Here is a 21420-nt window from a genome sequence, read left to right as displayed (position 1 = left end):
CGATGACTGATCCGACTCCATGGGTTCCGGGCGAGGCGGCCGGCGAGGATCGTCGCCACGCCCCCGCCACGCTGCGCAATCGCATGGCGATTGCCGACGTGTTGCGGGCGGTGCTTCCGCGGTCTGGAACGGTGCTCGAGATCGCCAGCGGTTCGGGCGAGCACGCCGCCTATTTCGCCGGTGAATTCCCCGCGCTGGAGTGGCAGCCGAGCGACCCCGATCGCGCTGCGCTGACGTCGATTGCGGCGTGGTGCGAAGGCATTGACAACGTCCTGCCACCGCTCGATCTCGACGCCGGCGCGTCGGTCTGGCCGGTTTCGCGGGCGGACGCGGTGGTCTGCATCAACATGCTGCACGTCAGCCCGTGGGAGGCGACGCTCGGCTTGATGGCGGGTGCCGCGCGGGTGCTCGACACGGGTGCGCCTTTGCTCGTCTATGGCCCGTTTCTGCGTAATGATGTGCCGACCGCGCCGAGCAACCTCGCCTTCGACGAATCGCTGCGTGAGCGCGATCCGGCATGGGGCATCCGTTCGGTCGGCGCCGTGGCCGACGCGGCAACGGGTTTCGCGCTCGACCAGACGATCGAAATGCCCGCGAACAATGTGATGTTGGTGTTCCGCCGCGTTTAGGCAGTAAACGCCTGAATCGTTTCGGTCTGACGTCGCAGATGCTCACGCCACACGATGTACAGGCCGCTCGCCACGATGATCGGCGCGCCGATCCAGGTTGCGGGGCCGGGCAGAGTGTCGAACACCAGCCAGCCGAACAGCGTCGCCCAGATCAGCGACGAATAGTCCATCGGCACCACCACCGACACCGGCCCCAGCCCGAGCGCCGAGGTTATTGCGAGTTGCGCCGCGCCGCCGAGCAGGCCGACACCGGCCAGGAGCAGCCAGACGTCGAGCGGATGAGTCTTGAACACGAAGACGTAGAGGATGCCCAAGGGCAGCATCGACAGCGTCGAGAACCAGAACACCGTCGTCATCGCCGCCTCGGTCCGGCCGATCTGGCGCAGCAGGATCGACACGCTGGCGGTGAGCGATGCGGCGGCAAGGCCAGTAACCGCGCCCCAGATCGGAAAATGCCCGCTGCCCGGCTGCGCGACGATCAACACGCCGCCAAACCCGACGAGCACCGCCAGCCAGCGGTGCCACCCGGTCGGTTCGCGCAGGATCAACGCCCCGAGGATCGTCGCGAAGATCGGCATGGTGAAGCCGATCGTCGTTGCTTCGGCCAGCGGCAGCGCGAGAACCGTGGCGAAGGTCAACGCCATCGCGGTCAGCCCCAACACCGCGCGCAGCAAATGTGCGGGCATCCGCGTGGTCGCGACCGAGCGCCAGCCGGGCCCGCCCAGCACAATCCCGCCAACCAGTACCGCTGCGCCGAATTGTCGCCAGAACAGGATTTCGCCGAGCGCCGCGCCGTGCAGCTCGGCAAGCTTGATGCACACGTTCATGCCCGCGAACGTCCCGACCGAAATGAGCCGCAGGCCGATCGCAGCGAGGATGCGGTCTTCGCCTCTGGTCATGTACGCTGTCCCTGCATGAGCGTCCCAATGGCCGCGTACCTCTCTATAGACAAGTTCAGGGTGACGGATTTCTTCGGAGCCGCTATCCGCGCTTGCATGATCAAACGCGCACTCTCCGTCACCCGCGAGGCCGATTTCTCCGCCTGGTACCAATCCGTCATTGCCGAGGCCGATCTGGCCGAGGAATCGGGGGTGCGCGGCTGCATGGTGATCCGGCCATGGGGCTATGGCATCTGGGAGCGAATCCAGCGGCTGCTCGACGACCGGATCAAGGCGACGGGGCATGAAAATTGCTATTTCCCGCTGTTCATCCCGCTCTCTTACTTCGAAAAGGAGGCCGAGCATGTCGAGGGCTTCGCCAAGGAGATGGCGGTCGTCACGCACCACCGGCTGAAGTCGGACGGGAAGGGCGGTCTGATGCCCGATCCCGAGGCGAAGCTGGAGGAACCGCTCGTCGTGCGGCCGACATCGGAGACGGTGATCGGCATGGCGTTTGCGCGCTGGGTGCAGTCGTGGCGCGATCTGCCGGTGCTGATCAACCAATGGGCCAATGTCGTGCGCTGGGAAATGCGCACCCGGATGTTCCTGCGGACATCGGAGTTTCTGTGGCAGGAAGGGCATACCGCGCACGCCTCGGCCGAAGAAGCACGCGAAGAGACTCTGAAAATGCTCGAAGTCTATCGCAGCTTCGCCGAGGATTGCCTCGCTTTGCCGGTGGTGGCGGGCGAGAAGCCTGAGAATGAGCGCTTCCCCGGCGCGGTCGCGACCTACAGCATCGAGGCGATGATGCAGGACGGCAAGGCGCTGCAAGCCGGCACCTCGCACTTCCTCGGCACCAATTTCGCCTCGGCGCAAAATATTCGTTTTCAGAACGATCAGGGCGAGTTCGTGCTCGCCAATACGACGAGCTGGGGCGTGTCGACGCGGATGATCGGCGGGGTCATCATGGTCCACGGTGACGACGATGGCTTGCGCGTGCCGCCGGTGATCGCGCCGTGGCAAGTGGTGATTGTGCCGATGCTGCGCGATAACCCTGACGATGCCGAGATCATCGCCTATTGCAAAAGCCTGCAAGCCGAGCTCGCCACGCAGTCGGCGCTCGGCGAGCCGGTGCGTGCGCTGCTCGACCTCAAATTCGGCAAGGCCGCGACCAAGCGCTGGAGCTGGGTCAAGAAGGGCGCGCCGATCGTGATCGAAGTGGGCGGGCGCGACGTCGCCGGCGGCAATGTGTCGGTGATCCGCCGCGACCGGCTGTACCGCGAGGACGGCAAGCTCGACAGCGGCGTGATCGCACGCGGCGATTTCGTGGCGACCGTTTCCGCCACGCTCGCCGACATCCAGACGTCGCTCCACACCGAGGCGCGCGCGCGGCTGAACGCCAACATCACGCCTGCCGCCGATTTCGCCACGGTCGAGCGGTATTTTGCCGAGGGCGTGAAGAATCCCGGCTGGCTCGAAGTGCAATGGGCAAAGCCGACCGGGCCTGCGCTCGATACGGTGGTCGAGCGGCTGAAGGCGCTGAAACTCACGCTGCGCAACGCGCCGATCGTGCAGGCGGCAGCGGACGGACCGTGCGTCTTTACGGGCGATCCGGCGGTAGAGCGCGTGCTGGTCGGGCGGAGTTATTGATCCGCCGGAGGGTCAGCCGGCCGCGCGATCTTATCGCGGTGGAAAGTTAGGCTAAAGTTAGGGATAAATCGATGTTTGCGCGATGAAGCGAGGCTGCTCGCGCACTCGTGCGCGCGGGGAAATGCGGCGACGGGCGGTTCAAAGAGCGGTCTGACGTCGGCGCGACGGCAGCCGGGGAGAATGGCACGCCGCGCCGCTTGTAGGACACAGCGTTTTGCGCGACGCGATTTCGCGCCGTTACTTCCCGGATGTGTGTCCGCGCGAAACGCGAGCGGGCCGCTGACGGGTGGCTGGCGGCGCGGTGGATCGGTGACCTGCTACCGTTTCCTCGCGACCGCGCCGACATGCGCTTCGCCGCGACCCTCGGCCAGTTTCACTTGCCTGTGGCGTTCGGCATAGGCGGCGCGCTTGGCATCGTTGCGCGTGGTGGCGCAGGCCGGGCAGGCGACGCCTTCTTCGAACAGCGGCGCTGCGCGGTCGGCGGCGCTGACCGGCATGCGGCAACCGCGACACAGTTCGTGCGTGCCCGGCGCGAGGCCGTGGCCGACCGCGACGCGTTCGTCGAACACGAAGCATTCGCCGTGCCAGCGGCTCTCGTTTTGCGGGACGTCCTCAAGATATTTGAGGATACCGCCTTGTAAGTGAAAGACGTCGGTCAGCCCCTCGGCTTTGAGGAAGGCCGTGGATTTCTCGCAGCGGATGCCCCCGGTGCAGAACATCGCGACCTTTTTGCCTTCCAGTGCCGCGCGGTTGGCGCGGGCCCAGGCGGGGAAATCGCCGAACCGATCGGTCTGCGGGTCGATCGCGCCGGCGAAGCTGCCGATTTTGACCTCATAGGCATTGCGCGTGTCGATTACGATCGTGTCGGGATCGTCGATCAATGCGTTCCAATCGGCGGGGGCGACATACGTCCCGACGCTGCCGCGGGGATCCACATCGGGTTCGCCCATCGTCACGATCTCGCGCTTCACTCGGACCTTGAGGCGGTGGAACGGCGTGGTCGCGGCGCGGCTGTATTTGACGGCGATGTCGGCGCAGTTGGGGAGCGCGCGGATGTGGGCGATCACCGCGGCGATGCCGTCCTCGGGTCCGGCGATCGTGCCGTTAATGCCTTCGCGCGCGAGCAGCAGCGTGCCGCGCACGTCGTTCGCGGCGCACAGGTCGAGCAGCGGCTGACGGAGCGCTGCGGGGTGGGGGAAGCGAGCGAAGCGGTAGAGCGCGGCGACGTGGATGGGGGAGGGGCCTGTCATAAGGTTGTGCGCTTTACGACAGGATCGCTTGAAACGAAATCGCTTCCCCGGCGAAGGCCGGGGCCCAGGAGCGGAAGGATCGAATGTTAGCGTCTGCGCTAAACGACTTCGACCTTTGCGACTGGGCCCCGGCCTCCGCCGGGGAAGCGTCGTAAAGATGGCACGCGTACCAGCGCGCCCGTATTTGCTACGCTGCCTTCAACGACTGCATATCGATGACGAAGCGATATTTGACGTCGCTTTTCACCATCCGGTCATAGGCGGCATCGATATCCTGGATCTGGATCATCTCGATGTCGGAGGTGAGGCCGTGCTTGACGCAGAAATCGAGCATGTCCTGCGTCTCCGCAATCCCGCCGATCAACGATCCGGCAAGCGCGCGGCGCTTGAAGATCAGATTACCGACGCTGGGCGAAGGATGCGGCGTCTCGGGTACGCCGACCAACGTCATCGTGCCGTCGCGCTTGAGCAGGACGAGGAACTGATCGAGGTCGTGGCTGGCCGCGACGGTGTTGAGGATGAAGTCGAAGCTGCCCAGATGCTCGGCCATCGCATCGGCATCCTTCGATACGATCAGGTCGGTCGCGCCGAGCCGCTTGGCATCCTCACGCTTGCCCGGCGAGGTGCTGAAGACATAGACTTCGGCCCCCATCGCGGCGGCGATCTTGACCCCCATATGGCCGAGCCCGCCGAGGCCGACGATTCCGACCTTTTGTCCCGGGCCGACCTTCCAATGGTGCAGCGGGGAATACGTGGTGATGCCGGCGCACAGCAAGGGCGCGACCGCCGCGAGATCCGCTTCGGCATGCGTCACCTTCAGCACGAAATCCTGCTTCACCACGATATGGTCGGAATAGCCGCCCATCGTATGGCCACCCGTCACCGTGTCCGGGCCGTTATAGGTGCCGACGAAGCCGGTCGTTTCGCAATATTGCTCTTCGCCATCGTTGCACGACGGGCAATGGCCGCAGCTGTCGACCATGCAGCCGACGCCGGCGAGGTCGCCGACCGCGAATTTGGTGACGTTCGTGCCGACGGCGGAAACGCGGCCGACAATTTCGTGGCCGGGCACGCACGGATAAAGCGTCCCCTCCCATTCGCCGCGCACGGTGTGGAGATCGGAATGGCACACGCCGCAGAACAGGATGTCGATCGCGACATCGTCGGCACCGGGATCGCGGCGTTCGAAGGTGAAGGGCGCGAGTGGCGCATGGGCGACATGCGCCGCAAAGGCGTGCGTTGTGGTTGTCATGGTTGATCTTTCAGAGCCGGCGGGGCGCGCGGGCGGAATCCTGGGCAGGGGGGCACAGGCAGCGGTAACCAGCAACCCCGCGCGATCGTTCCAACGTCAGCGCGGGAAAGTTGCGCTCCACCACGCCGCGATGCGGGCGTGCTCGGTCGCGGTCACGTGCAAGCCGAGCTTGCTCCGGCGCAGCAGCACATCGTCGGTGCTGCGCGCCCATTCGCGGTCGTGGAGCCAGCGTGCCTCGACTTCAGTAAGGCCGCCGCCCAGCGCCGCACCCATGGCGGCTTCGTCGCCGATCCCGTCCAGCATTTCGGCCAGCATCGATCCATAGGCATGCGCCATCCGGTCGGCGCGCGCAGCGCCGAGGAACGGCCAGGTTGCGCGCACCTGCGCGATGAAGCTCGGCAGATCGGCGATCGCCCCGCCGGGGAAGACGCGGGCGCGGGTCACCGGATAGGCCTTGAAGCCCATCGGGCCGGCGAGTTTCCCCAGCGCTTCCTCCGCAAGATGCCGTGCGGTGGTGATCTTGCCGCCGAAGATCGACAGCAAGGTCGGGCCATTGGTGTCGAGTTCGAGCACGTAATCGCGCGTGACTTCCTTGGCTTCGCTAGCACCGTCGTCATACAGCGGGCGCACGCCCGACCAGGTCGAGGTGACGTCGGCGGGGCCGACTTGCTTGATGAAGTGGCGATTCACCGCCTCGCAGAGATAGGCGATTTCATCGGCGTCGATGTGCGCATCTTCGGGCGCATCGACGGGAATGTCGGTCGTGCCGATCTCGGTAAAGGCACCCTGATAGGGGATGGCGAAGACGATACGGCGGTCGGGTTGTTGCAGGATATAGGCATGGTCGCCCTCGAACAGCTTGGGCACGACGATGTGGCTGCCCTTGACCAGCCGCACGCCCGAGGCGGCATTGACGCCGAGTCGCCCGAGCAATTGATGCACCCATGGGCCGGCGGCATTGACCATTGCGCGCGCGGTGACCTCGCGCCCGTCGGACAGCGTCGCGCGCCAGACCTCGCCCTCGCGTCGCGCCGATTCGAGCGCGGTGCCGACCACGATCTCCGCCCCGTTTGCGGCGGCATCGACGGCGTTGAGCACGGTCAGGCGCGAATCATCGACGAACGCATCGGAATAGACGAAGCCGCTGGAGCCACCCTTTAGCGGTGCGCTGTACGCGATATCGCTTTTGCGAAGCCCGCGCGAGCGCGGCAGCGACATCTTGCCGCCGAGGAAATCATAGAGATACAGGCCGATCCGCAGCATCCACCACGGCCGCACCGAATTTTCCTGCGGCAACACGAAGCGCAAGGGGTGGATGATGTGCGGTGCGGCTTTGACCAGCCGCTCGCGCTCGCGCAGCGCCTCGGCGACGAGCTTGAAGTCGTAATATTCGAGATAGCGCAATCCACCGTGGATCAGCTTGGTCGAGGCGGACGAGGTGTGCGCGGCCAAGTCATCGCGTTCGACCAGCAGGATTTTCAGGCCGAGCAGCGACGCTTCGCGCGCAATCGCGCAGCCGTTGATGCCGCCGCCGACGATAAGGAGATCGTATGTCATCGCTGTCACCTAGCCAGTTTGTCATCCCCGCGAAAGCGGGGACCCAGCTTGAGCCGCCCGATATGGGCCCCGCTTTCGCGGGGATGACACCATAAGGGGTCTCCTGTTGACCGTGGGCGAGTCGCACTGTATGCGCACACCCGCTTGACCGGAAGTTCGCTACCGGATGAGTGCCTGAACATTGCTGGATGCATTCCAGGGTCCGGGGGGCAATTGCCTCTGTCGGTCCCTTTTGTATTTCGAGCTTTCGGCTCCAGCAAAGTAACCAATTTCTCAAGGTGAAGAGATTCATGCCGACGATCAACCAGCTGGTCCGCAAGGGCCGCGATCCGCAGAAGGCCAAGAACAAGGTCCCTGCGATGGAAGCGAACCCGCAGAAGCGCGGCGTTTGCACGCGCGTCTACACGACGACCCCCAAAAAGCCGAACTCCGCGCTGCGTAAGGTGGCCAAGGTCCGCCTGACAAACCAGCGTGAGGTCATCAGCTATATCCCGGGTGAGGGCCACAATCTGCAGGAGCATTCGGTCGTGCTGATCCGTGGCGGTCGCGTTCGCGATCTTCCCGGTGTGCGCTACCACGTCCTTCGCGGTGTGCTCGATACACAGGGTGTCAAGGATCGTCGCCAGTCGCGGTCGAAGTACGGCGCCAAGCGTCCTAAATAATTAGCCAGAGTAAGCCCCGGACGTGTTCCGGACCCGCTGAAGAACCAAGGAATTTGAAATGGCACGTCGTCGTCGCCCAGAAAAGCGTATCATCCTCCCCGATCCGAAATACGGTGATGAGGTCCTCTCGAAGTTCATGAATTCGGTGATGCTCGACGGCAAGAAGTCGGTCGCCGAGCTGATCGTGTACGGCGCGATGGAAACCGTCGAAGCCCGTGCAAAGAAGGACCCGGTCGGGGTTTTCCATGACGCGCTCACCAATGTGAAGCCCGGCATCGAAGTCCGCAGCCGCCGTGTCGGTGGTGCGACGTATCAGGTCCCGGTCGAAGTGCGCCCCGAGCGTGCCCAGGCCCTGGCGATTCGTTGGTTGATCACGGCGGCGCGTGCGCGGTCGGAGAACACCATGTCGGCGCGCCTGTCGGGTGAGCTGATGGATGCCGCCAACAATCGCGGTAATGCGGTCAAGAAGCGCGAAGATACGCATCGCATGGCCGAAGCCAACCGCGCCTTCAGCCACTACCGCTGGTAACAGCGGCGTAATCGGCCTGTTGCCGATGACGTTTAGTACCTATATCGGACAGGCCGGGGCATAGCTCCGGCCTCTCCACATTCCCAAGGAACCGATCATGGCCCGCAGCCATCCGCTCTCAATGTACCGCAACATCGGCATTATGGCGCATATCGACGCCGGCAAAACGACGACGACCGAGCGGATTCTGTATTATACCGGTAAGTCCTACAAGATCGGCGAAGTTCATGAAGGCACCGCGACGATGGATTGGATGGAGCAAGAGCAGGAGCGCGGGATCACGATCACGTCGGCTGCCACGACATGCTTCTGGAACGACCATCGCATCAACATTATCGACACCCCCGGCCACGTCGACTTCACGATTGAAGTCGAGCGTTCGCTGCGCGTGCTCGACGGCGCGATCACCTGCTTCGATGGCGTTGCCGGCGTTGAGCCGCAGTCCGAGACGGTGTGGCGTCAGGCCGACAAGTACAGCGTGCCGCGGATGTGCTTCATCAACAAGCTCGACCGCACCGGCGCGAACTTCGAGATGTGCGTCGAGATGATCAAGGATCGTCTCGGTGCGCGCCCGGCGGTGCTGTATTTGCCGATCGGGATCGAGGGCGGGTTCAAGGGCCTGGTCGATCTGGTCGAGGACCGCGCGATCATCTGGCTTGAGGAATCGCTGGGCGCGAAGTTCGAATATCAGGACATCCCCGACGATCTGAAGGAAAAAGCCGCGACCGCGCGCAGCGAGCTGATCGAGATGGCCGTCGAGCAGGACGACGACATCATGGAGGCCTATCTCGAAGGCACGCTGCCAGACGTCGCGACGCTGAAGCGGCTGATCCGCAAGGGTACGCTGAATTCGTCGTTCGTGCCGATTCTGTGCGGCTCGGCGTTCAAGAACAAGGGCGTCCAGCCGTTGCTCGACGCGGTCGTCGATTATCTGCCGTCGCCGCTCGACGTGCCGGCGATCAACGGCCTGAAGCTCGATGGCGTGACGCCGGACAGCCGCGCGGCCGCCGACGATGCGCCGTTCTCGGCGCTCGCCTTCAAGATCATGAACGATCCGTTCGTGGGGACGCTGACCTTTGCCCGCATCTATTCGGGCAAGCTCGAGACGGCGTCGTCGGCGCTGAATTCGGTCAAGGACAAGAAAGAAAAGGTCGGCCGCATGCTGTTGATGCATGCGAACGACCGCGAGGACATCCAGATCGCCTATGCCGGCGACATCGTGGCGCTGGCGGGTCTGAAGGACACGACGACGGGTGACACGCTGTGTTCGCAGGCGGAGCCGATTATCCTCGAGCGGATGGAATTCCCCGAGCCCGTGATCGAAGTGTCGGTTGAACCCAAGACCAAGGCCGATCAGGAAAAGATGGGCATCGCGCTCAATCGTCTGGCGCGCGAGGACCCGTCGTTCCGCGTGTCGACCGATCACGAATCGGGCCAGACCTTGCTCAAGGGCATGGGAGAGCTCCATCTTGAGATCATGGTCGATCGCATGCGTCGTGAGTTCAAGGTCGAGGCCAATGTCGGCGCGCCGCAGGTTGCGTATCGCGAGTATATCGCCAAGCCGGTCGAGCTGACCTACACCCACAAGAAGCAGTCGGGTGGCTCGGGCCAGTTCGCCGAAGTCCGCGTCAAGGTGACGCCGGGCGAGCGCGGTTCGGGCTTCGTCTTCATCGATTCGGTGAAGGGTGGCAACGTGCCGAAGGAGTATATTCCTTCGGTCGAGAAGGGCATGCGCGAAACCGCGCTGACCGGATCGATGATCGGCTTCCCGATCATCGATTTCTCGGTCGAGCTGACCGACGGCAAGTATCACGACGTCGATTCGAGCGCGCTGGCGTTCGAAATCTGCGCGCGTGGTTGCATGCGCGAAGCCGCGCAGAAGGCCGGGATCAAGCTGCTCGAGCCGATCATGAAGGTCGAAGTCGTGACGCCTGAGGATTATCTGGGCGACGTGATCGGCGATCTGAATAGCCGTCGTGGCCAGATTCAGGGCACCGACAGCCGCGGCAACGCGCAGACGGTCGAGGCAATCGTGCCGCTGGCCAACATGTTCGGCTACGTCAACCAGCTGCGTTCGTTCACGCAGGGGCGCGCGCAGTACAGCATGCAATTCTCGCATTACGACGAAGTGCCGAGCAACGTCGCGGACGAGGTGAAGGCGAAATTGGCGTAACATCCTGCGTGCAGGGCTGGCGTTATCTGAAATAGGTCGTTAAGGGCGCGCGTTCGCGTGGTGCCCGGAAGGCCGCGAACCGCATCAATCAAGGTAGGAAATCATGGCGAAAGCAAAGTTCGAGCGGAACAAGCCGCATCTCAACATCGGCACGATCGGCCATGTCGATCATGGCAAGACGTCGCTGACGGCTGCGATCACCAAGGTGCTCGCCGAGACCGGTGGCGCCACGTTCACCAGCTATGCAAACATCGACAAGGCGCCGGAAGAGCGCGAGCGCGGCATCACGATCTCGACCGCACACGTCGAGTATGAGACGCTGGCACGCCATTACGCCCACGTCGACTGCCCGGGCCACGCCGATTATGTGAAGAACATGATCACCGGTGCGGCGCAGATGGACGGCGCGATCCTGGTCGTGTCCGCAACCGACGGCCCGATGCCACAGACGCGCGAGCACATCCTGCTCGCGCGCCAGGTCGGCGTGCCGACGATGGTGGTGTTCATGAACAAGGTCGATCTGGTCGACGACGAGGAAATCCTCGAGCTGGTCGAAATGGAGATCCGCGAGCTGCTGTCGAAGTATGACTTCGATGGCGACAACATCCCGGTCATCCGCGGTTCGGCTGTTGCCGCGCTGAACGACGTTACGCCCGAGATTGGCCATGACGCCGTGCTTCGCCTGATGGAAGCCGTCGACACCTACCTGCCGCAGCCCGAGCGTCCGCTCGATAAGCCGTTCATGATGCCGATCGAGGACGTGTTCTCGATCTCGGGTCGTGGAACGGTCGTCACGGGCCGCGTCGAGACCGGCATCGTTAAGGTTGGCGAGGAAGTCGAGATCGTCGGCATCAACGACACGCGCAAGACCACGGTCACGGGCGTCGAAATGTTCCGCAAGCTGCTCGACTCGGGCCAGGCTGGCGACAACATCGGCGCGCTGATCCGCGGCGTTGGCCGTGAAGAAGTTGAGCGTGGCCAGGTTCTCTGCAAGCCCGGCACGATCAAGCCGCACACCGACTTCTCGTCGGAAGTGTATGTGCTGTCGAAGGACGAGGGTGGCCGTCACACGCCATTCTTCGCCAACTATCGTCCGCAGTTCTACTTCCGCACGACCGACGTGACCGGCACTGTCGAGCTGCCTGAGGGCACCGAGATGGTGATGCCCGGCGACAATGTCGCGCTCGGCGTCAAGCTGATCGCACCGATCGCCATGGACGTCGGCCAGCGTTTCACCATCCGTGAGGGTGGCCGTACGGTGGGTTCGGGTATCGTCAGCGGTATTTCGGCCTAAGCACTAAAAAATACTGCCGCCCCGGTCTCCAAAAGGAGGCCGGGGCGGTTGCTATTTGTGAGAGGCTCGGCTAGTGCGCCGCCTCTGATTTTGGTTTTAACAGCAAGAGCCCCGAAGCCGTACGACTTACGGGGCCCGCTCTTTCGCATCGGTAGGGACTATGGACAGCAATATCCGCATTCGTCTTAAGGCGTTCGATCATCGTGTGCTTGATCAGGCGACCGGCGACATCGCCGACACCGCCCGCCGTACCGGCGCGCTGATCCGTGGCCCCATCCCGTTGCCGACGCGCATCGAGAAGTTCACCGTGAACCGCGGTCCGCACATCGACAAGAAGTCGCGCGAGCAGTTCGAGGTCCGCACCTATAAGCGCATGCTCGACATCGTTCAGCCAACCCCGCAGACGGTCGACGCGTTGATGAAGCTCGATCTTGCCGCTGGCGTTGACGTTGAGATCAAGCTCGCGTAAGAGCGCGCTTCCACGAGATTCGGTGCGGCCCTTGGGCCGCGCCAGATAGACGGGATACCGCCGGGCGCTCTTCTAAAGAGATATCGCCCGGGTCTGCGTCCCCCGACACGCTCCACCGCCAAGGCGGGGGGCACCAGCCCGGGTCGGGGCCGCAGTATAAAATAAAACAGGGCTAGCACGCACCCTCCGGAATCGTCCGTGGGGTGCCTCTGCATTGAATGGAGCATTGATCATGCGCACTGGCGTGATCGCGAAAAAGATGGGGATGACCCGCTGGTTCCAGGACGATGGGCGCCATGTGCCCGTGACCGTTCTGTCGCTGGAAAATCTGCAAGTTGTGGCCGTTCGCGAGGCCGATCGAGACGGGTATGTCGCAGTCCAGCTGGGCGCGGGTACCGCAAAAGCAAAGAATGTCGCAAAGCCGCAGCGTGGCCATTTTGGCAAGGCCGAAGTCGAGCCCAAGGCGAAGCTGGCGGAATTCCGCGTTTCCGATGACGCTGTCCTCGAAGTTGGCGCGACAATCTCCGCCGACCATTATGTTGCCGGCCAGATCGTCGACATTCAGGGCGTGACGCAGGGCAAGGGCTTCCAGGGCGGTATGAAGCGCTGGGGCTTCGGCGGTTTGCGCGCGACGCACGGCGTTTCGGTCTCGCACCGTTCGCTCGGTTCGACCGGTCAGCGCCAGGATCCGGGCAAGGTCTTCAAGAACAAGAAGATGGCCGGGCACATGGGTGACAAGAACCGCACCCAGCAAAACCTCGAAATCGTTTCGACCGACGTCGAGCGCGGTCTCATCTTCGTCAAGGGCTCGGTCCCTGGCTCGAAGGGGGGCTGGTTGCTCGTCAAGGATTCGGTGAAGGTCGCACGGCACGCAGACGCGCCGTACCCCGCCGGTCTGCGCGCCGTCGCGAACAATAACGACACCGCTCCCGCCGAGACGCCTGCTGACGTCGCGACCGTGGACGCGACCGACGGCCAGGAGGGCTGATCATGAAGGTTACATCTCAGTCTTTCGATGGTGCGACCGGTACGGACATCGAGCTCAACGATGAGGTCTTCGGCCTCGATCCGCGCGCCGATATCCTGCATCGTGTTGTGACCTGGCAGCTCGAAAAGCGCCGTGCGACCGCACGCGGCACGCGTGAGCGCGCCGATGTTGCGCGTACCGGCAAGAAGTTCGGCAATCAGAAGGGTGGCGGTACCGCCCGTCACGGCGATCGCCGCGCTCCGGTGTTCATCGGTGGTGGTAAGGCGCATGGCGCCCGCGTCCGCGACTTCAACCCGTCGCTGAACAAGAAGGTTCGTGCGCTTGGTCTGAAGATGGCGCTGTCGAGCCATGCCCAGGCCGGCACGCTGATCGTCATGGACAGCCTCGCGGTTGCCGAGAACAAGACCAAGACGCTGATTGCGGATTGGGCGAAGCTCGGCACGGGCAAGACGGCCCTCGTCATCGACGGCGACGCAGTCGACACCAGCTTCGCGCTCGCCGCGGGCAATTTGCACACGATCAACGTGATGCCGGCCGCTGGTGCCAATGTTTATGATATCCTGAAGCACGACACGCTGGTCCTGACCCGCGCTGCCGTCGACATGCTGGAGGCGCGCTTCAATGGCTAAGCCAAAAACCGCGATCGACGCGCGTCATTATGACGTGATCGTCGCACCGCACATCACCGAAAAGGCGACCTTGCTCAGCGAGCATAACGCCGTCGTGTTCAAGGTCGCCAACGACGCAACCAAGCCGCAGATCAAGGCTGCGGTTGAGGCGCTGTTCGACGTGACCGTGCTGGGGGTCAATACGATCGTCCAGAAGGGCAAGACCAAGAAGTGGAAGGGCGCGCCCTACACTCGCTCCGACATCAAGAAGGCGATCGTGACGTTGAAGGACGGCCAGTCCATCGACGTGACGACGGGGATCTGATCCGATGGCACTGAAGCATTATAACCCGACCAGCCCGGCCCGCCGTGGCCTGATCCTGATCGACCGTTCTGGCCTGCACAAGGGTGGCCCCGTCAAGGCGCTGACCGAGGGCAAGCGTAAGACCGGTGGTCGCAACAATAAGGGCCATGTGACGTCGCGCGGCATCGCCGGCGGTCACAAGCAGCGCTATCGCATCATCGACTTCAAGCGTCGGTTGTGGGGCGTCGAAGGCACGGTCGAGCGGATCGAATATGATCCCAACCGCACCGCGTTCATCGCGCTGATCAACTATGGCAAGACCGAGGACGGCAAGGAAAACGTTGCCTATATCGTCGCGCCGCAGCGTCTTGCCGTCGGTGACAAGGTCGTCGCCGACAAGAAGACCGACGTGAAGCCAGGCAACGCGATGGAGCTGGGCCAGATGCCGGTCGGCACGATCGTCCACAACGTCGAGATGAAGCCGGGCAAGGGTGGCCAGATCGCCCGTTCGGCCGGCACCTATGTGCAGGTCGTCGGTCGCGACAAGGGCATGGTCATGGTGCGTCTCAACTCGGGCGAGCAACGCTACATCCATGCGAACTGCATGGCGACGGTCGGTGCCGTGTCGAACCCCGACAATGGTAACACCAATCTCGCCAAGGCCGGTCGCAATCGCTGGTTGGGTATCCGCCCGCTGACGCGCGGCGTCGCCAAGAACCCGGTCGACCATCCGCACGGCGGTGGTGAAGGCCGGACCTCGGGCGGCCGTCATCCGGTTACCCCATGGGGCAAGCCGACCAAGGGTGCACGCACCCGCCACAACAAGGCGACGGACAAGATGATTATCCGTTCGCGTCATTCGACGAAGAGGAAGGGCTAACATGGCTCGCTCAGTCTGGAAGGGTCCGTTCGTGGACCTTCATCTGCTCAAGAAGGCAGAAACCGCACAGGAAACCAACGCGCGCGGGGCGATCAAGACCTGGTCGCGTCGTTCGACGATCCTGCCGCAGTTCGTGGGCCTCACGTTCAGCGTTTATAACGGTCGCAAGTTCGTGCCGGTTTCGGTCAACGAGGACATGGTGGGCATGAAGCTCGGCGAGTTCGCGCCCACCCGCTATTTCCCCGGCCATGCCGCGGACAAGAAGGGCAAGCGCTAATGTCAAAGGCTAAATCCCCCCGCCGGGTCGGCGAGAAGGAAGCCCTCTCGGTCGGCGCGCAGATCCGTGGTTCGGCGCAGAAGCTCGGCCTGGTGGCAGCGCTCATTCGCAACAAGCCGGTCGGCGATGCGATGAACATCCTGCAATTCTCGACCAAGGGCATGGCGATCGAAGCGCGCAAGGTGCTGGCCTCGGCCATCGCCAACGCCGAGAACAACCATAACCTCGATGTCGATGCGTTGATCGTGTCGGAAGCATCGGTCGGCAAGTCGATCGTGATGAAGCGTTTCGCCACCCGCGGTCGCGGCAAATCGACCCGCATCCTGAAGCCGTTCAGCCGCTTGCGCATCGTCGTTCGCGAAATGGAAGAAGAAGAAGCGTAATGGGTCAGAAATCGAACCCCATCGGTCTGCGCCTGCAGATCAATCGCACCTGGGATAGCCGCTGGTATGCGGAAGGGGCCGATTACGGTCGTCTTCTGCTCGAGGATCTCCGGATGCGCGCGTTCATCATGAAGTCGTTGCCGCAGGCAGCGATCTCCAAGGTGGTGATCGATCGTCCGGCCAAATTGTGCCGCGTCTCGATCTTCGCAGCGCGCCCCGGCGTCATCATCGGCAAGAAGGGTGCGGATATCGAAAAGCTGCGCCGCCAGCTCGGCAAGATGACCACGTCCGACGTCAGCCTGAACATCGTCGAGATCCGCAAGCCGGAAGTCGACAGCAAGCTCGTCGCACAGGGCATCGCCGATCAGCTCGAACGTCGTATCGCCTTCCGACGTGCGATGAAGCGTGCGGTGCAGTCGGCAATGCGTCTTGGTGCCGAGGGCATCCGGATCAATTGCGGTGGCCGTCTTGGCGGTGCCGAAATCGCGCGCTCGGAATGGTATCGCGAAGGTCGCGTGCCGCTTCACACGCTGCGCGCCAATGTCGATTATGCCGAAGCAACGGCACACACCGCATACGGTGTGTGCGGCGTGAAGGTGTGGATCTTCAAGGGCGAAATCCTGGGCCATGACCCGATGGCGACCGACCGGCTGATGATGGAAGCACAGACTTCCGGCGTCCGGCCTGATCCGCGCCGCTAAGGAATAGATCATGCTTCAACCGAAAAAGACCAAGTTCCGTAAGGCCTTCAAGGGCCGCATCCATGGCGACGCCAAGGGTGGCACCACGCTCAACTTCGGGTCGTACGGCCTGAAGGCGATGGAGCCGGACCGTCTCACCGCCCGCCAGATCGAGGCGGCTCGCCGCGCGATCACGCGTCACATCAAGCGCCAGGGTCGTTTGTGGATCCGCGTGTTCCCCGACGTTCCCGTCTCGGGCAAGCCTGCCGAAGTCCGCATGGGTAAGGGCAAGGGGTCGCCGGAATATTGGGCAGCGCGCGTCAAGCCGGGCCGGATCCTGTTCGAACTGGACGGCGTTCCGGGCGATATCGCCGCAATGGCGTTCAGCCGTGCAGCGATGAAGCTGCCGATCAAGGTGAAGGTTGTTGCCCGTCTCGGCGACACCTCGCATCTGGGAGTTGCATAACATGGCCAAGATCGACACGCGTCGTTCCGACCTGGTCGCGAAGACCGAAGATCAGCTGGGCGAAGAGCTCGGCAATCTGAAGCGCGAGGCGTTTAACCTGCGCTTTCAGGCGGCGACCAACCAGCTCGAAAAGCCGAGCCGCGTCCGCGAAGTTCGTCGCGACATTGCTCGCATCAAGACCCTGCAGTCGTCGCGTTCGCGCGACGCGGCTGCGAAGTAAGGATTTAGACATGCCAAAGCGCGTGCTGACGGGGCTGATCGTCTCCGACAAGGGCGACAAGACGGTGGTCGTGAACGTGGAGCGCAAGGTCAAGCACCCGCTCTACGGCAAGATCATCCGCCGTACGAAGAAATATCATGCCCATGATGAGGGCAATGAGTTCAAGCAGGGCGAGACCGTGCGGATCGAAGAGACCGCACCAATCTCCAAGCTGAAGACCTGGAAGGTCGTCGATCGGGTCAACACCCACGCGACGCCCGAGCGGGTCGACGTCGACGCTTAAACGCGTCGTTTATTGAGGCGGCACCGGTCGGTATCGGTGCCAGAGAAGAGAAGGAAGCGGATCCATGATCCAGATGCAATCCAATCTCGAGGTCGCTGACAATAGCGGCGCGAAGCGGGTTATGTGCATCAAGGTGCTTGGGGGTTCCAAGCGTCGTGTTGCAGGCGTCGGCGACATCATCGTCGTCAGCGTGAAAGAAGCCGCACCGCGCGGCCGCGTGAAGAAGGGCGACGTGCACCGTGCCGTCATCGTGCGTACGGCGAAGGACATTCGCCGCGCCGATGGCACCGTGATCCGCTTCGATTCGAACGCAGCCGTCCTGGTCAACAAGAACGAAGAGCCGATCGGCACGCGTATCTTTGGCCCAGTGGTGCGTGAGCTTCGCGGCAAGAAGCACATGAAGATCATCTCGCTCGCGCCGGAGGTGCTGTAAAATGGCTTCCGCTAAGATCAAGAAGGGTGACCGCGTCATCGTCCTGTCCGGCAAGGATAAGGGCAAGACCGGCGACGTCACGCTTGCGCTGCCCAAGGCCGGTAAGGTCGTGGTGTCGGGCGTCAACATCGCGGTGCGCCACACCAAGCCGAGCCAGGGTGACCCGCAGGGTGGCCTGAAGCGTTCGGAAGCACCGATGCACATTTCCAAGGTTGCGCATGTGACCGCCGACGGCAAGCCGACGCGCGTTCGTTTCGAGACCCAGGACGGCAAGAAGGTCCGCGTTGCGGTCAAGACCGGGGAGAAGATCAGTGGCTGATGCTACCACCAAGCCCCGGATGCGGGGCATGTACGACGACAAGATCGTCGCCGCGATGACCGAGAAGTTCGGCTACAAGAACGCGATGGAAGTTCCGCGGCTCGACAAAATCGTCCTCAATATGGGCGTTGGCGAAGCGACGCAGGACAAGAAGAAGGTCGACCAGGCAGCCCAGGAAATGGAGCTGATTGCTGGCCAGAAGTCCGTCGTGACCAAGGCCAAGAAGTCGATCGCCCAGTTCAAGCTGCGCGAAGGCATGCCGATCGGCGTGAAGGTTACCCTTCGCCGCGACCGCATGTACGAATTCCTCGACCGTTTCATCACGATCGCGCTGCCGCGCGTTCGCGATTTTCGCGGGCTCAACCCCAAGTCGTTCGACGGACGCGGCAACTATGCCTGCGGTCTGAAGGAGCAATTGGTGTTCCCGGAAATCAGCTATGACCGGATCGACAAGATCCGCGGCATGGACGTGATCGTCACGACGACGGCACGGACCGACGACGAAGCGCGCGAGCTGCTCCGTTTGTTCGGCTTCCCGTTCCCGCCGGAAGTAACTGAAGACGCGACCGAAAAGAAGGCGGCATAAGATGGCGAAGGTAAGTTCTGTCAATAAGAACGAGCGTCGCAAGATGCTCGTCAAGAAGTATGCGCCCAAGTACGCAGCATTGAAGGCAATTGCTGCCGATCAGTCGCTGAGCGACGGCGAGCGGATCGAAGCGCGGCTAAAGATGGCCGAGATTCCCCGCAACGGGAACCCGACGCGCATCCGCAATCGCTGCGAGCTGACGGGTCGTCCGCGCGCTTATTATCGCAAGTTCCGCCTCTGCCGTATTCAGCTGCGCGATCTGGCCAATAAGGGCCTGATCCCCGGCGTTACGAAGTCGAGCTGGTAAGGATCAACAGATGGCATTGACCGATCCCCTGGGTGATATGCTCACCCGAATCCGCAACGGCCAGCGCGCGCGTAAGGACTCTGTCCTGACGCCGGGCTCGAAGCTGCGGGCCCGCGTCCTCGACGTGCTGCAGCGCGAAGGCTACATCCGTGGCTATAGCGAAGAGCAGATGGGCCCCGCGGCCGGCATCCGCATCGAGCTGAAATATTTCGAGGGCCAGCCTGCGATCAAGCACGTTGCCCGCGTTTCGAAGCCCGGTCGTCGCGTTTATTCGGCCTCGACCGAGTTGCCGCGCGTCATGAACGGCCTCGGCATCACGATCGTCTCCACGCCTCGCGGCGTTCTGTCCGACGCCGAAGCGCGCGAACAGAATGTCGGCGGCGAAGTCCTCGCGGAGGTGTTCTGATATGAGCCGCATCGGTAAAAAGCCGGTCGTGATCCCGAGCGGTGTCACCGCTACGATCGATGACCAGCAGCTCACGGTGAAGGGTCCCAAGGGCACCCTCGCTATGCCACTGCGCGAAGAGATCAGCTATGTGCTCGAAGAGGGTGGCGTTTCGGTCAACCCGGCGAACGACACCAAGCGCGCTCGCGCGTTCTGGGGGATGCAGCGTACGCTGGTGCAGAACCTGATCACTGGCGTTTCGGACGGCTTCACCAAGAAGCTGCTGATCAACGGTGTTGGGTATCGCGCCGCCGCACAGGGCAGGAATTTGAACCTGAAGCTTGGCTACAGCCACGACGTCAACATCGACGTGCCGGAGGGGATCGAGGTCAAGACCCCCGACAACACGACGATCGAGATTTCGGGCACCGACAAGCAGAAGGTCGGTCAGCTCGCCGCAGAGATTCGTCGCTGGCGTAAGCCCGAGCCTTACAAGGGCAAGGGTATCAAGTACGATGGCGAGTTCATCTTCCGCAAGGAAGGGAAGAAGAAGTAATGTCGACCAAGGGTATGTCTCTCTTCGAGAAGCGGCGCCGCCGCAACCGCACTGCGCTCCGCGCGCGTGGATCGGGCCGTCCGCGGCTGTCGATCCATCGCTCGGGCCGTCACATCTATGCGCAGATCATCGACGACGCGCAGGGCGTTACGCTTGCCGCTGCCTCGACGCTGGAAAAGGACGTGCGCGACACGTCCGGTGCCAATGTCGATGCCGCAACGGCGGTCGGCACGCGTATCGCTGAGGCCTGCAAGGCCGTTGGCGTGACGCAGGTCGTGTTCGATCGCGGTGGCTTTCTGTTCCACGGTCGCGTCAAGGCGCTGGCGACAGCCGCGCGTGAAGCCGGATTGGAGTTCTAATTATGGCTGACGACAACATTCCGAACGACGCCATTGCCTCTGGCGCAGAAGCGCCCGACGCGGCGCCCGCTCGGCAGCAGGAAGCGCCGCGTGGACGCGGTGGCCCTGGCGGCGGTCGTGGTGGTCCCGGCGGCGGTCGCGGTCCTGGCGGCGGTGCAAACCGTGGCGGACGCGACAATCGCGGCGGTCGTGACAATCGCGGTGGTCGTCCGGGTTCGGACGATGGCGGCGAAGAGCTGATCGAGAAGCTGGTCCACATCAACCGCGTGTCGAAGACGGTCAAGGGCGGCAAGCGCTTTGGCTTTGCAGCCCTCGTCGTCGTCGGCGACGGCAAGGGCCGCGTCGGCTTCGGCCACGGCAAGGCGCGCGAAGTGCCCGAGGCGATTTCGAAGGCGACCGCCGCTGCCAAGAAGGCAATGGTTCGCGTTCCGCTCAAGGATGGCCGCACGCTGCATCATGACGGTAACGGCCATTTCGGCGCCGGTCTCGTCACGCTGCGCTCGGCACCGCAGGGGACGGGCATCATCGCCGGTGGCCCAATGCGCGCCGTGTTCGAATCGCTGGGTGTGGCGGACGTCGTGACCAAGTCGGTCGGCACGTCCAACCCCTACAACATGATCCGTGCGACCTTCGAAGCGCTGACCGCACAGGTCAGCCCGAAGTCGGTGGCGCAACGTCGTGGCAAGAAGATCGCCGACCTGCTCGGCCGTGGTGGTGCGGAAGCACCCCAGGCCGAAGCCGAAGCGATCGTGGAGTAAACGATCATGGCAACCATCAAGATCACGCAGACCGGTTCGCCGATCCGCCGCGAATCCGACCAGCGCGCGACGCTGATCGGCCTCGGCCTCAACAAGATGCATCGTACGCGCGAATTGCAGGACACGCCCGAAGTTCGCGGCATGATCCGCAAGGTGGCGCATATGGTGAAGATCGAGGCGTAATGTATCTGCCGTCGCGCGCTTGCGTGCGAGGGTGATAGACAAAGACAGGGGAGGGGGCTAACGGCCCCCTTCCTCATTTTATCAGCGCGACAAAAGCGAAAG

30 protein-coding genes are annotated in these 21420 nt (G+C 63.2%); 26 read left to right on the top strand and 4 right to left on the bottom strand.

The window, feature by feature from the left end:
• Positions 1 to 2: 2 nt before the first annotated feature.
• On the top strand, positions 3 to 629 hold the full coding sequence (locus tag ABWP09_RS04975) for a DUF938 domain-containing protein (RefSeq protein ID WP_353204039.1): 627 nt from the start codon (positions 3 to 5) through the stop codon (positions 627 to 629).
• Here the strand turns inward: ABWP09_RS04975 and ABWP09_RS04970 are convergent.
• Positions 626 to 1528: a DMT family transporter gene (locus ABWP09_RS04970; protein ID WP_353204038.1), complete on the bottom strand. Its 903-nt coding sequence runs from the start codon at positions 1526 to 1528 to the stop codon at positions 626 to 628. The genes ABWP09_RS04975 and ABWP09_RS04970 overlap by 4 nt on opposite strands.
• Positions 1529 to 1624: 96 nt before the next feature.
• Here ABWP09_RS04970 and ABWP09_RS04965 point away from each other — a divergent pair, with 96 nt between their 5' ends.
• Positions 1625 to 3157 (top strand): aminoacyl--tRNA ligase-related protein, encoded by a 1533-nt coding sequence (locus tag ABWP09_RS04965; RefSeq protein ID WP_353204037.1) that lies wholly within the window; start codon positions 1625 to 1627, stop codon positions 3155 to 3157.
• 317 nt (positions 3158 to 3474) lie between these two features.
• Here the strand turns inward: ABWP09_RS04965 and trhO are convergent, their stop codons facing one another.
• The 3 genes from trhO to glpD all read right to left on the bottom strand — a co-directional run bounded on the left by trhO (position 3475) and on the right by glpD (position 7216).
• On the bottom strand, positions 3475 to 4407 hold the full coding sequence (trhO, locus tag ABWP09_RS04960; RefSeq protein ID WP_353204036.1) for an oxygen-dependent tRNA uridine(34) hydroxylase TrhO: 933 nt from the start codon (positions 4405 to 4407) through the stop codon (positions 3475 to 3477).
• A 187-nt stretch (positions 4408 to 4594) separates the two neighbouring features.
• Positions 4595 to 5659 (bottom strand): NAD(P)-dependent alcohol dehydrogenase, encoded by a 1065-nt coding sequence (locus tag ABWP09_RS04955; RefSeq protein ID WP_353204035.1) that lies wholly within the window; start codon positions 5657 to 5659, stop codon positions 4595 to 4597.
• Between the two features lie 96 nt (positions 5660 to 5755).
• Positions 5756 to 7216, bottom strand: coding sequence for a glycerol-3-phosphate dehydrogenase (glpD, locus tag ABWP09_RS04950; protein ID WP_353204034.1), 1461 nt, complete (start codon positions 7214 to 7216; stop codon positions 5756 to 5758).
• Between the two features lie 290 nt (positions 7217 to 7506).
• On the opposite strand from glpD, the gene rpsL reads away from it, so the two are divergent.
• From rpsL to rpmD, 24 genes are all read left to right on the top strand, one after another.
• Complete coding sequence (gene rpsL / locus ABWP09_RS04945; protein WP_188449622.1) at positions 7507 to 7878, top strand: 30S ribosomal protein S12; 372 nt, start codon at positions 7507 to 7509, stop codon at positions 7876 to 7878.
• A gap of 58 nt (positions 7879 to 7936) precedes the next feature.
• Positions 7937 to 8407, top strand: coding sequence for a 30S ribosomal protein S7 (gene rpsG / locus ABWP09_RS04940; protein WP_188449620.1), 471 nt, complete (start codon positions 7937 to 7939; stop codon positions 8405 to 8407).
• A 97-nt stretch (positions 8408 to 8504) separates the two neighbouring features.
• Positions 8505 to 10580, top strand: a complete 2076-nt coding sequence (gene fusA / locus ABWP09_RS04935) for an elongation factor G (protein ID WP_188449618.1) — start codon at positions 8505 to 8507, stop codon at positions 10578 to 10580.
• Positions 10581 to 10683: 103 nt separating this feature from the next.
• Entirely contained in the window at positions 10684 to 11874 is a 1191-nt protein-coding gene (tuf, locus tag ABWP09_RS04930; protein ID WP_188449616.1) for an elongation factor Tu, read from the top strand.
• A gap of 160 nt (positions 11875 to 12034) precedes the next feature.
• The gene (rpsJ, locus tag ABWP09_RS04925) at positions 12035 to 12343 is read left to right on the top strand and encodes a 30S ribosomal protein S10 (RefSeq protein WP_007406109.1); all 309 of its coding nucleotides are present in this window, start codon (positions 12035 to 12037) and stop codon (positions 12341 to 12343) included.
• Between the two features lie 232 nt (positions 12344 to 12575).
• Positions 12576 to 13331 (top strand): 50S ribosomal protein L3, encoded by a 756-nt coding sequence (gene rplC / locus ABWP09_RS04920; protein WP_353204033.1) that lies wholly within the window; start codon positions 12576 to 12578, stop codon positions 13329 to 13331.
• 2 nt (positions 13332 to 13333) lie between these two features.
• Entirely contained in the window at positions 13334 to 13960 is a 627-nt protein-coding gene (gene rplD / locus ABWP09_RS04915; RefSeq protein WP_353204032.1) for a 50S ribosomal protein L4, read from the top strand.
• Positions 13953 to 14264: a 50S ribosomal protein L23 gene (locus ABWP09_RS04910; RefSeq protein WP_188449610.1), complete on the top strand. Its 312-nt coding sequence runs from the start codon at positions 13953 to 13955 to the stop codon at positions 14262 to 14264. Before rplD ends, ABWP09_RS04910 begins: the two co-directional genes overlap by 8 nt.
• A 4-nt stretch (positions 14265 to 14268) precedes the next feature.
• Positions 14269 to 15123 carry a 50S ribosomal protein L2 gene (gene rplB, locus ABWP09_RS04905; RefSeq protein ID WP_353204031.1) on the top strand — a complete coding sequence of 285 codons (855 nt, stop codon included), beginning with the start codon at positions 14269 to 14271 and terminating at the stop codon, positions 15121 to 15123.
• A 1-nt stretch (position 15124) separates the two neighbouring features.
• Positions 15125 to 15400, top strand: a complete 276-nt coding sequence (gene rpsS / locus ABWP09_RS04900; protein WP_010164582.1) for a 30S ribosomal protein S19 — start codon at positions 15125 to 15127, stop codon at positions 15398 to 15400.
• Entirely contained in the window at positions 15400 to 15783 is a 384-nt protein-coding gene (rplV, locus tag ABWP09_RS04895; RefSeq protein ID WP_188449606.1) for a 50S ribosomal protein L22, read from the top strand. The genes rpsS and rplV overlap by 1 nt, the downstream gene beginning before the upstream one ends.
• Positions 15783 to 16484, top strand: coding sequence for a 30S ribosomal protein S3 (gene rpsC, locus ABWP09_RS04890; protein WP_188449604.1), 702 nt, complete (start codon positions 15783 to 15785; stop codon positions 16482 to 16484). The genes rplV and rpsC overlap by 1 nt, the downstream gene beginning before the upstream one ends.
• Before the next feature lie 10 nt (positions 16485 to 16494).
• A complete protein-coding gene (rplP, locus tag ABWP09_RS04885; protein ID WP_010164579.1) occupies positions 16495 to 16929 on the top strand; it encodes a 50S ribosomal protein L16 in 435 nt (144 codons plus the stop codon).
• Between the two features lies 1 nt (position 16930).
• Positions 16931 to 17149, top strand: a complete 219-nt coding sequence (gene rpmC, locus ABWP09_RS04880; protein ID WP_188449602.1) for a 50S ribosomal protein L29 — start codon at positions 16931 to 16933, stop codon at positions 17147 to 17149.
• A 10-nt stretch (positions 17150 to 17159) separates the two neighbouring features.
• Entirely contained in the window at positions 17160 to 17432 is a 273-nt protein-coding gene (gene rpsQ, locus ABWP09_RS04875) for a 30S ribosomal protein S17 (protein ID WP_176495426.1), read from the top strand.
• 64 nt (positions 17433 to 17496) lie between these two features.
• Positions 17497 to 17865, top strand: a complete 369-nt coding sequence (gene rplN / locus ABWP09_RS04870) for a 50S ribosomal protein L14 (RefSeq protein ID WP_010164574.1) — start codon at positions 17497 to 17499, stop codon at positions 17863 to 17865.
• A 1-nt stretch (position 17866) separates the two neighbouring features.
• Positions 17867 to 18184 (top strand): 50S ribosomal protein L24, encoded by a 318-nt coding sequence (gene rplX / locus ABWP09_RS04865; protein ID WP_188449600.1) that lies wholly within the window; start codon positions 17867 to 17869, stop codon positions 18182 to 18184.
• A 19-nt stretch (positions 18185 to 18203) separates the two neighbouring features.
• On the top strand, positions 18204 to 18770 hold the full coding sequence (gene rplE, locus ABWP09_RS04860) for a 50S ribosomal protein L5 (protein WP_353204046.1): 567 nt from the start codon (positions 18204 to 18206) through the stop codon (positions 18768 to 18770).
• A gap of 1 nt (position 18771) precedes the next feature.
• Positions 18772 to 19077: a 30S ribosomal protein S14 gene (gene rpsN / locus ABWP09_RS04855; protein WP_188449598.1), complete on the top strand. Its 306-nt coding sequence runs from the start codon at positions 18772 to 18774 to the stop codon at positions 19075 to 19077.
• 10 nt (positions 19078 to 19087) lie between these two features.
• Positions 19088 to 19483 carry a 30S ribosomal protein S8 gene (gene rpsH, locus ABWP09_RS04850; protein ID WP_010185507.1) on the top strand — a complete coding sequence of 132 codons (396 nt, stop codon included), beginning with the start codon at positions 19088 to 19090 and terminating at the stop codon, positions 19481 to 19483.
• A gap of 1 nt (position 19484) precedes the next feature.
• Positions 19485 to 20018, top strand: a complete 534-nt coding sequence (rplF, locus tag ABWP09_RS04845; RefSeq protein ID WP_353204030.1) for a 50S ribosomal protein L6 — start codon at positions 19485 to 19487, stop codon at positions 20016 to 20018.
• Complete coding sequence (gene rplR / locus ABWP09_RS04840) at positions 20018 to 20377, top strand: 50S ribosomal protein L18 (protein WP_353204029.1); 360 nt, start codon at positions 20018 to 20020, stop codon at positions 20375 to 20377. Before rplF ends, rplR begins: the two co-directional genes overlap by 1 nt.
• Before the next feature lie 2 nt (positions 20378 to 20379).
• On the top strand, positions 20380 to 21135 hold the full coding sequence (gene rpsE, locus ABWP09_RS04835) for a 30S ribosomal protein S5 (RefSeq protein WP_353204028.1): 756 nt from the start codon (positions 20380 to 20382) through the stop codon (positions 21133 to 21135).
• Positions 21136 to 21141: 6 nt separating this feature from the next.
• The gene (rpmD, locus tag ABWP09_RS04830; RefSeq protein WP_188449588.1) at positions 21142 to 21318 is read left to right on the top strand and encodes a 50S ribosomal protein L30; all 177 of its coding nucleotides are present in this window, start codon (positions 21142 to 21144) and stop codon (positions 21316 to 21318) included.
• Positions 21319 to 21420: the final 102 nt, after the last annotated feature.

The organism is Sphingomonas sp. (assembly GCF_040398505.1).
GTDB lineage: Bacteria > Pseudomonadota > Alphaproteobacteria > Sphingomonadales > Sphingomonadaceae > Sphingomonas.
The sequence above is the reverse complement of the archived record's forward strand: the minus strand, read 5'-3'. Positions and strand labels throughout refer to the sequence as shown.

Coding starts and splice junctions, on each gene's coding strand:
- ABWP09_RS04975 (WP_353204039.1), top strand. CDS start 3: ATGACTGATCCGACTCCATGGGTTCCGGGCGAGGCGGCCGGCGAGGAT.
- ABWP09_RS04970 (WP_353204038.1), bottom strand. CDS start 1,528: ATGACCAGAGGCGAAGACCGCATCCTCGCTGCGATCGGCCTGCGGCTC.
- ABWP09_RS04965 (WP_353204037.1), top strand. CDS start 1,625: ATGATCAAACGCGCACTCTCCGTCACCCGCGAGGCCGATTTCTCCGCC.
- trhO (WP_353204036.1), bottom strand. CDS start 4,407: ATGACAGGCCCCTCCCCCATCCACGTCGCCGCGCTCTACCGCTTCGCT.
- ABWP09_RS04955 (WP_353204035.1), bottom strand. CDS start 5,659: ATGACAACCACAACGCACGCCTTTGCGGCGCATGTCGCCCATGCGCCA.
- glpD (WP_353204034.1), bottom strand. CDS start 7,216: ATGACATACGATCTCCTTATCGTCGGCGGCGGCATCAACGGCTGCGCG.
- rpsL (WP_188449622.1), top strand. CDS start 7,507: ATGCCGACGATCAACCAGCTGGTCCGCAAGGGCCGCGATCCGCAGAAG.
- rpsG (WP_188449620.1), top strand. CDS start 7,937: ATGGCACGTCGTCGTCGCCCAGAAAAGCGTATCATCCTCCCCGATCCG.
- fusA (WP_188449618.1), top strand. CDS start 8,505: ATGGCCCGCAGCCATCCGCTCTCAATGTACCGCAACATCGGCATTATG.
- tuf (WP_188449616.1), top strand. CDS start 10,684: ATGGCGAAAGCAAAGTTCGAGCGGAACAAGCCGCATCTCAACATCGGC.
- rpsJ (WP_007406109.1), top strand. CDS start 12,035: ATGGACAGCAATATCCGCATTCGTCTTAAGGCGTTCGATCATCGTGTG.
- rplC (WP_353204033.1), top strand. CDS start 12,576: ATGCGCACTGGCGTGATCGCGAAAAAGATGGGGATGACCCGCTGGTTC.
- rplD (WP_353204032.1), top strand. CDS start 13,334: ATGAAGGTTACATCTCAGTCTTTCGATGGTGCGACCGGTACGGACATC.
- ABWP09_RS04910 (WP_188449610.1), top strand. CDS start 13,953: ATGGCTAAGCCAAAAACCGCGATCGACGCGCGTCATTATGACGTGATC.
- rplB (WP_353204031.1), top strand. CDS start 14,269: ATGGCACTGAAGCATTATAACCCGACCAGCCCGGCCCGCCGTGGCCTG.
- rpsS (WP_010164582.1), top strand. CDS start 15,125: ATGGCTCGCTCAGTCTGGAAGGGTCCGTTCGTGGACCTTCATCTGCTC.
- rplV (WP_188449606.1), top strand. CDS start 15,400: ATGTCAAAGGCTAAATCCCCCCGCCGGGTCGGCGAGAAGGAAGCCCTC.
- rpsC (WP_188449604.1), top strand. CDS start 15,783: ATGGGTCAGAAATCGAACCCCATCGGTCTGCGCCTGCAGATCAATCGC.
- rplP (WP_010164579.1), top strand. CDS start 16,495: ATGCTTCAACCGAAAAAGACCAAGTTCCGTAAGGCCTTCAAGGGCCGC.
- rpmC (WP_188449602.1), top strand. CDS start 16,931: ATGGCCAAGATCGACACGCGTCGTTCCGACCTGGTCGCGAAGACCGAA.
- rpsQ (WP_176495426.1), top strand. CDS start 17,160: ATGCCAAAGCGCGTGCTGACGGGGCTGATCGTCTCCGACAAGGGCGAC.
- rplN (WP_010164574.1), top strand. CDS start 17,497: ATGATCCAGATGCAATCCAATCTCGAGGTCGCTGACAATAGCGGCGCG.
- rplX (WP_188449600.1), top strand. CDS start 17,867: ATGGCTTCCGCTAAGATCAAGAAGGGTGACCGCGTCATCGTCCTGTCC.
- rplE (WP_353204046.1), top strand. CDS start 18,204: ATGCGGGGCATGTACGACGACAAGATCGTCGCCGCGATGACCGAGAAG.
- rpsN (WP_188449598.1), top strand. CDS start 18,772: ATGGCGAAGGTAAGTTCTGTCAATAAGAACGAGCGTCGCAAGATGCTC.
- rpsH (WP_010185507.1), top strand. CDS start 19,088: ATGGCATTGACCGATCCCCTGGGTGATATGCTCACCCGAATCCGCAAC.
- rplF (WP_353204030.1), top strand. CDS start 19,485: ATGAGCCGCATCGGTAAAAAGCCGGTCGTGATCCCGAGCGGTGTCACC.
- rplR (WP_353204029.1), top strand. CDS start 20,018: ATGTCGACCAAGGGTATGTCTCTCTTCGAGAAGCGGCGCCGCCGCAAC.
- rpsE (WP_353204028.1), top strand. CDS start 20,380: ATGGCTGACGACAACATTCCGAACGACGCCATTGCCTCTGGCGCAGAA.
- rpmD (WP_188449588.1), top strand. CDS start 21,142: ATGGCAACCATCAAGATCACGCAGACCGGTTCGCCGATCCGCCGCGAA.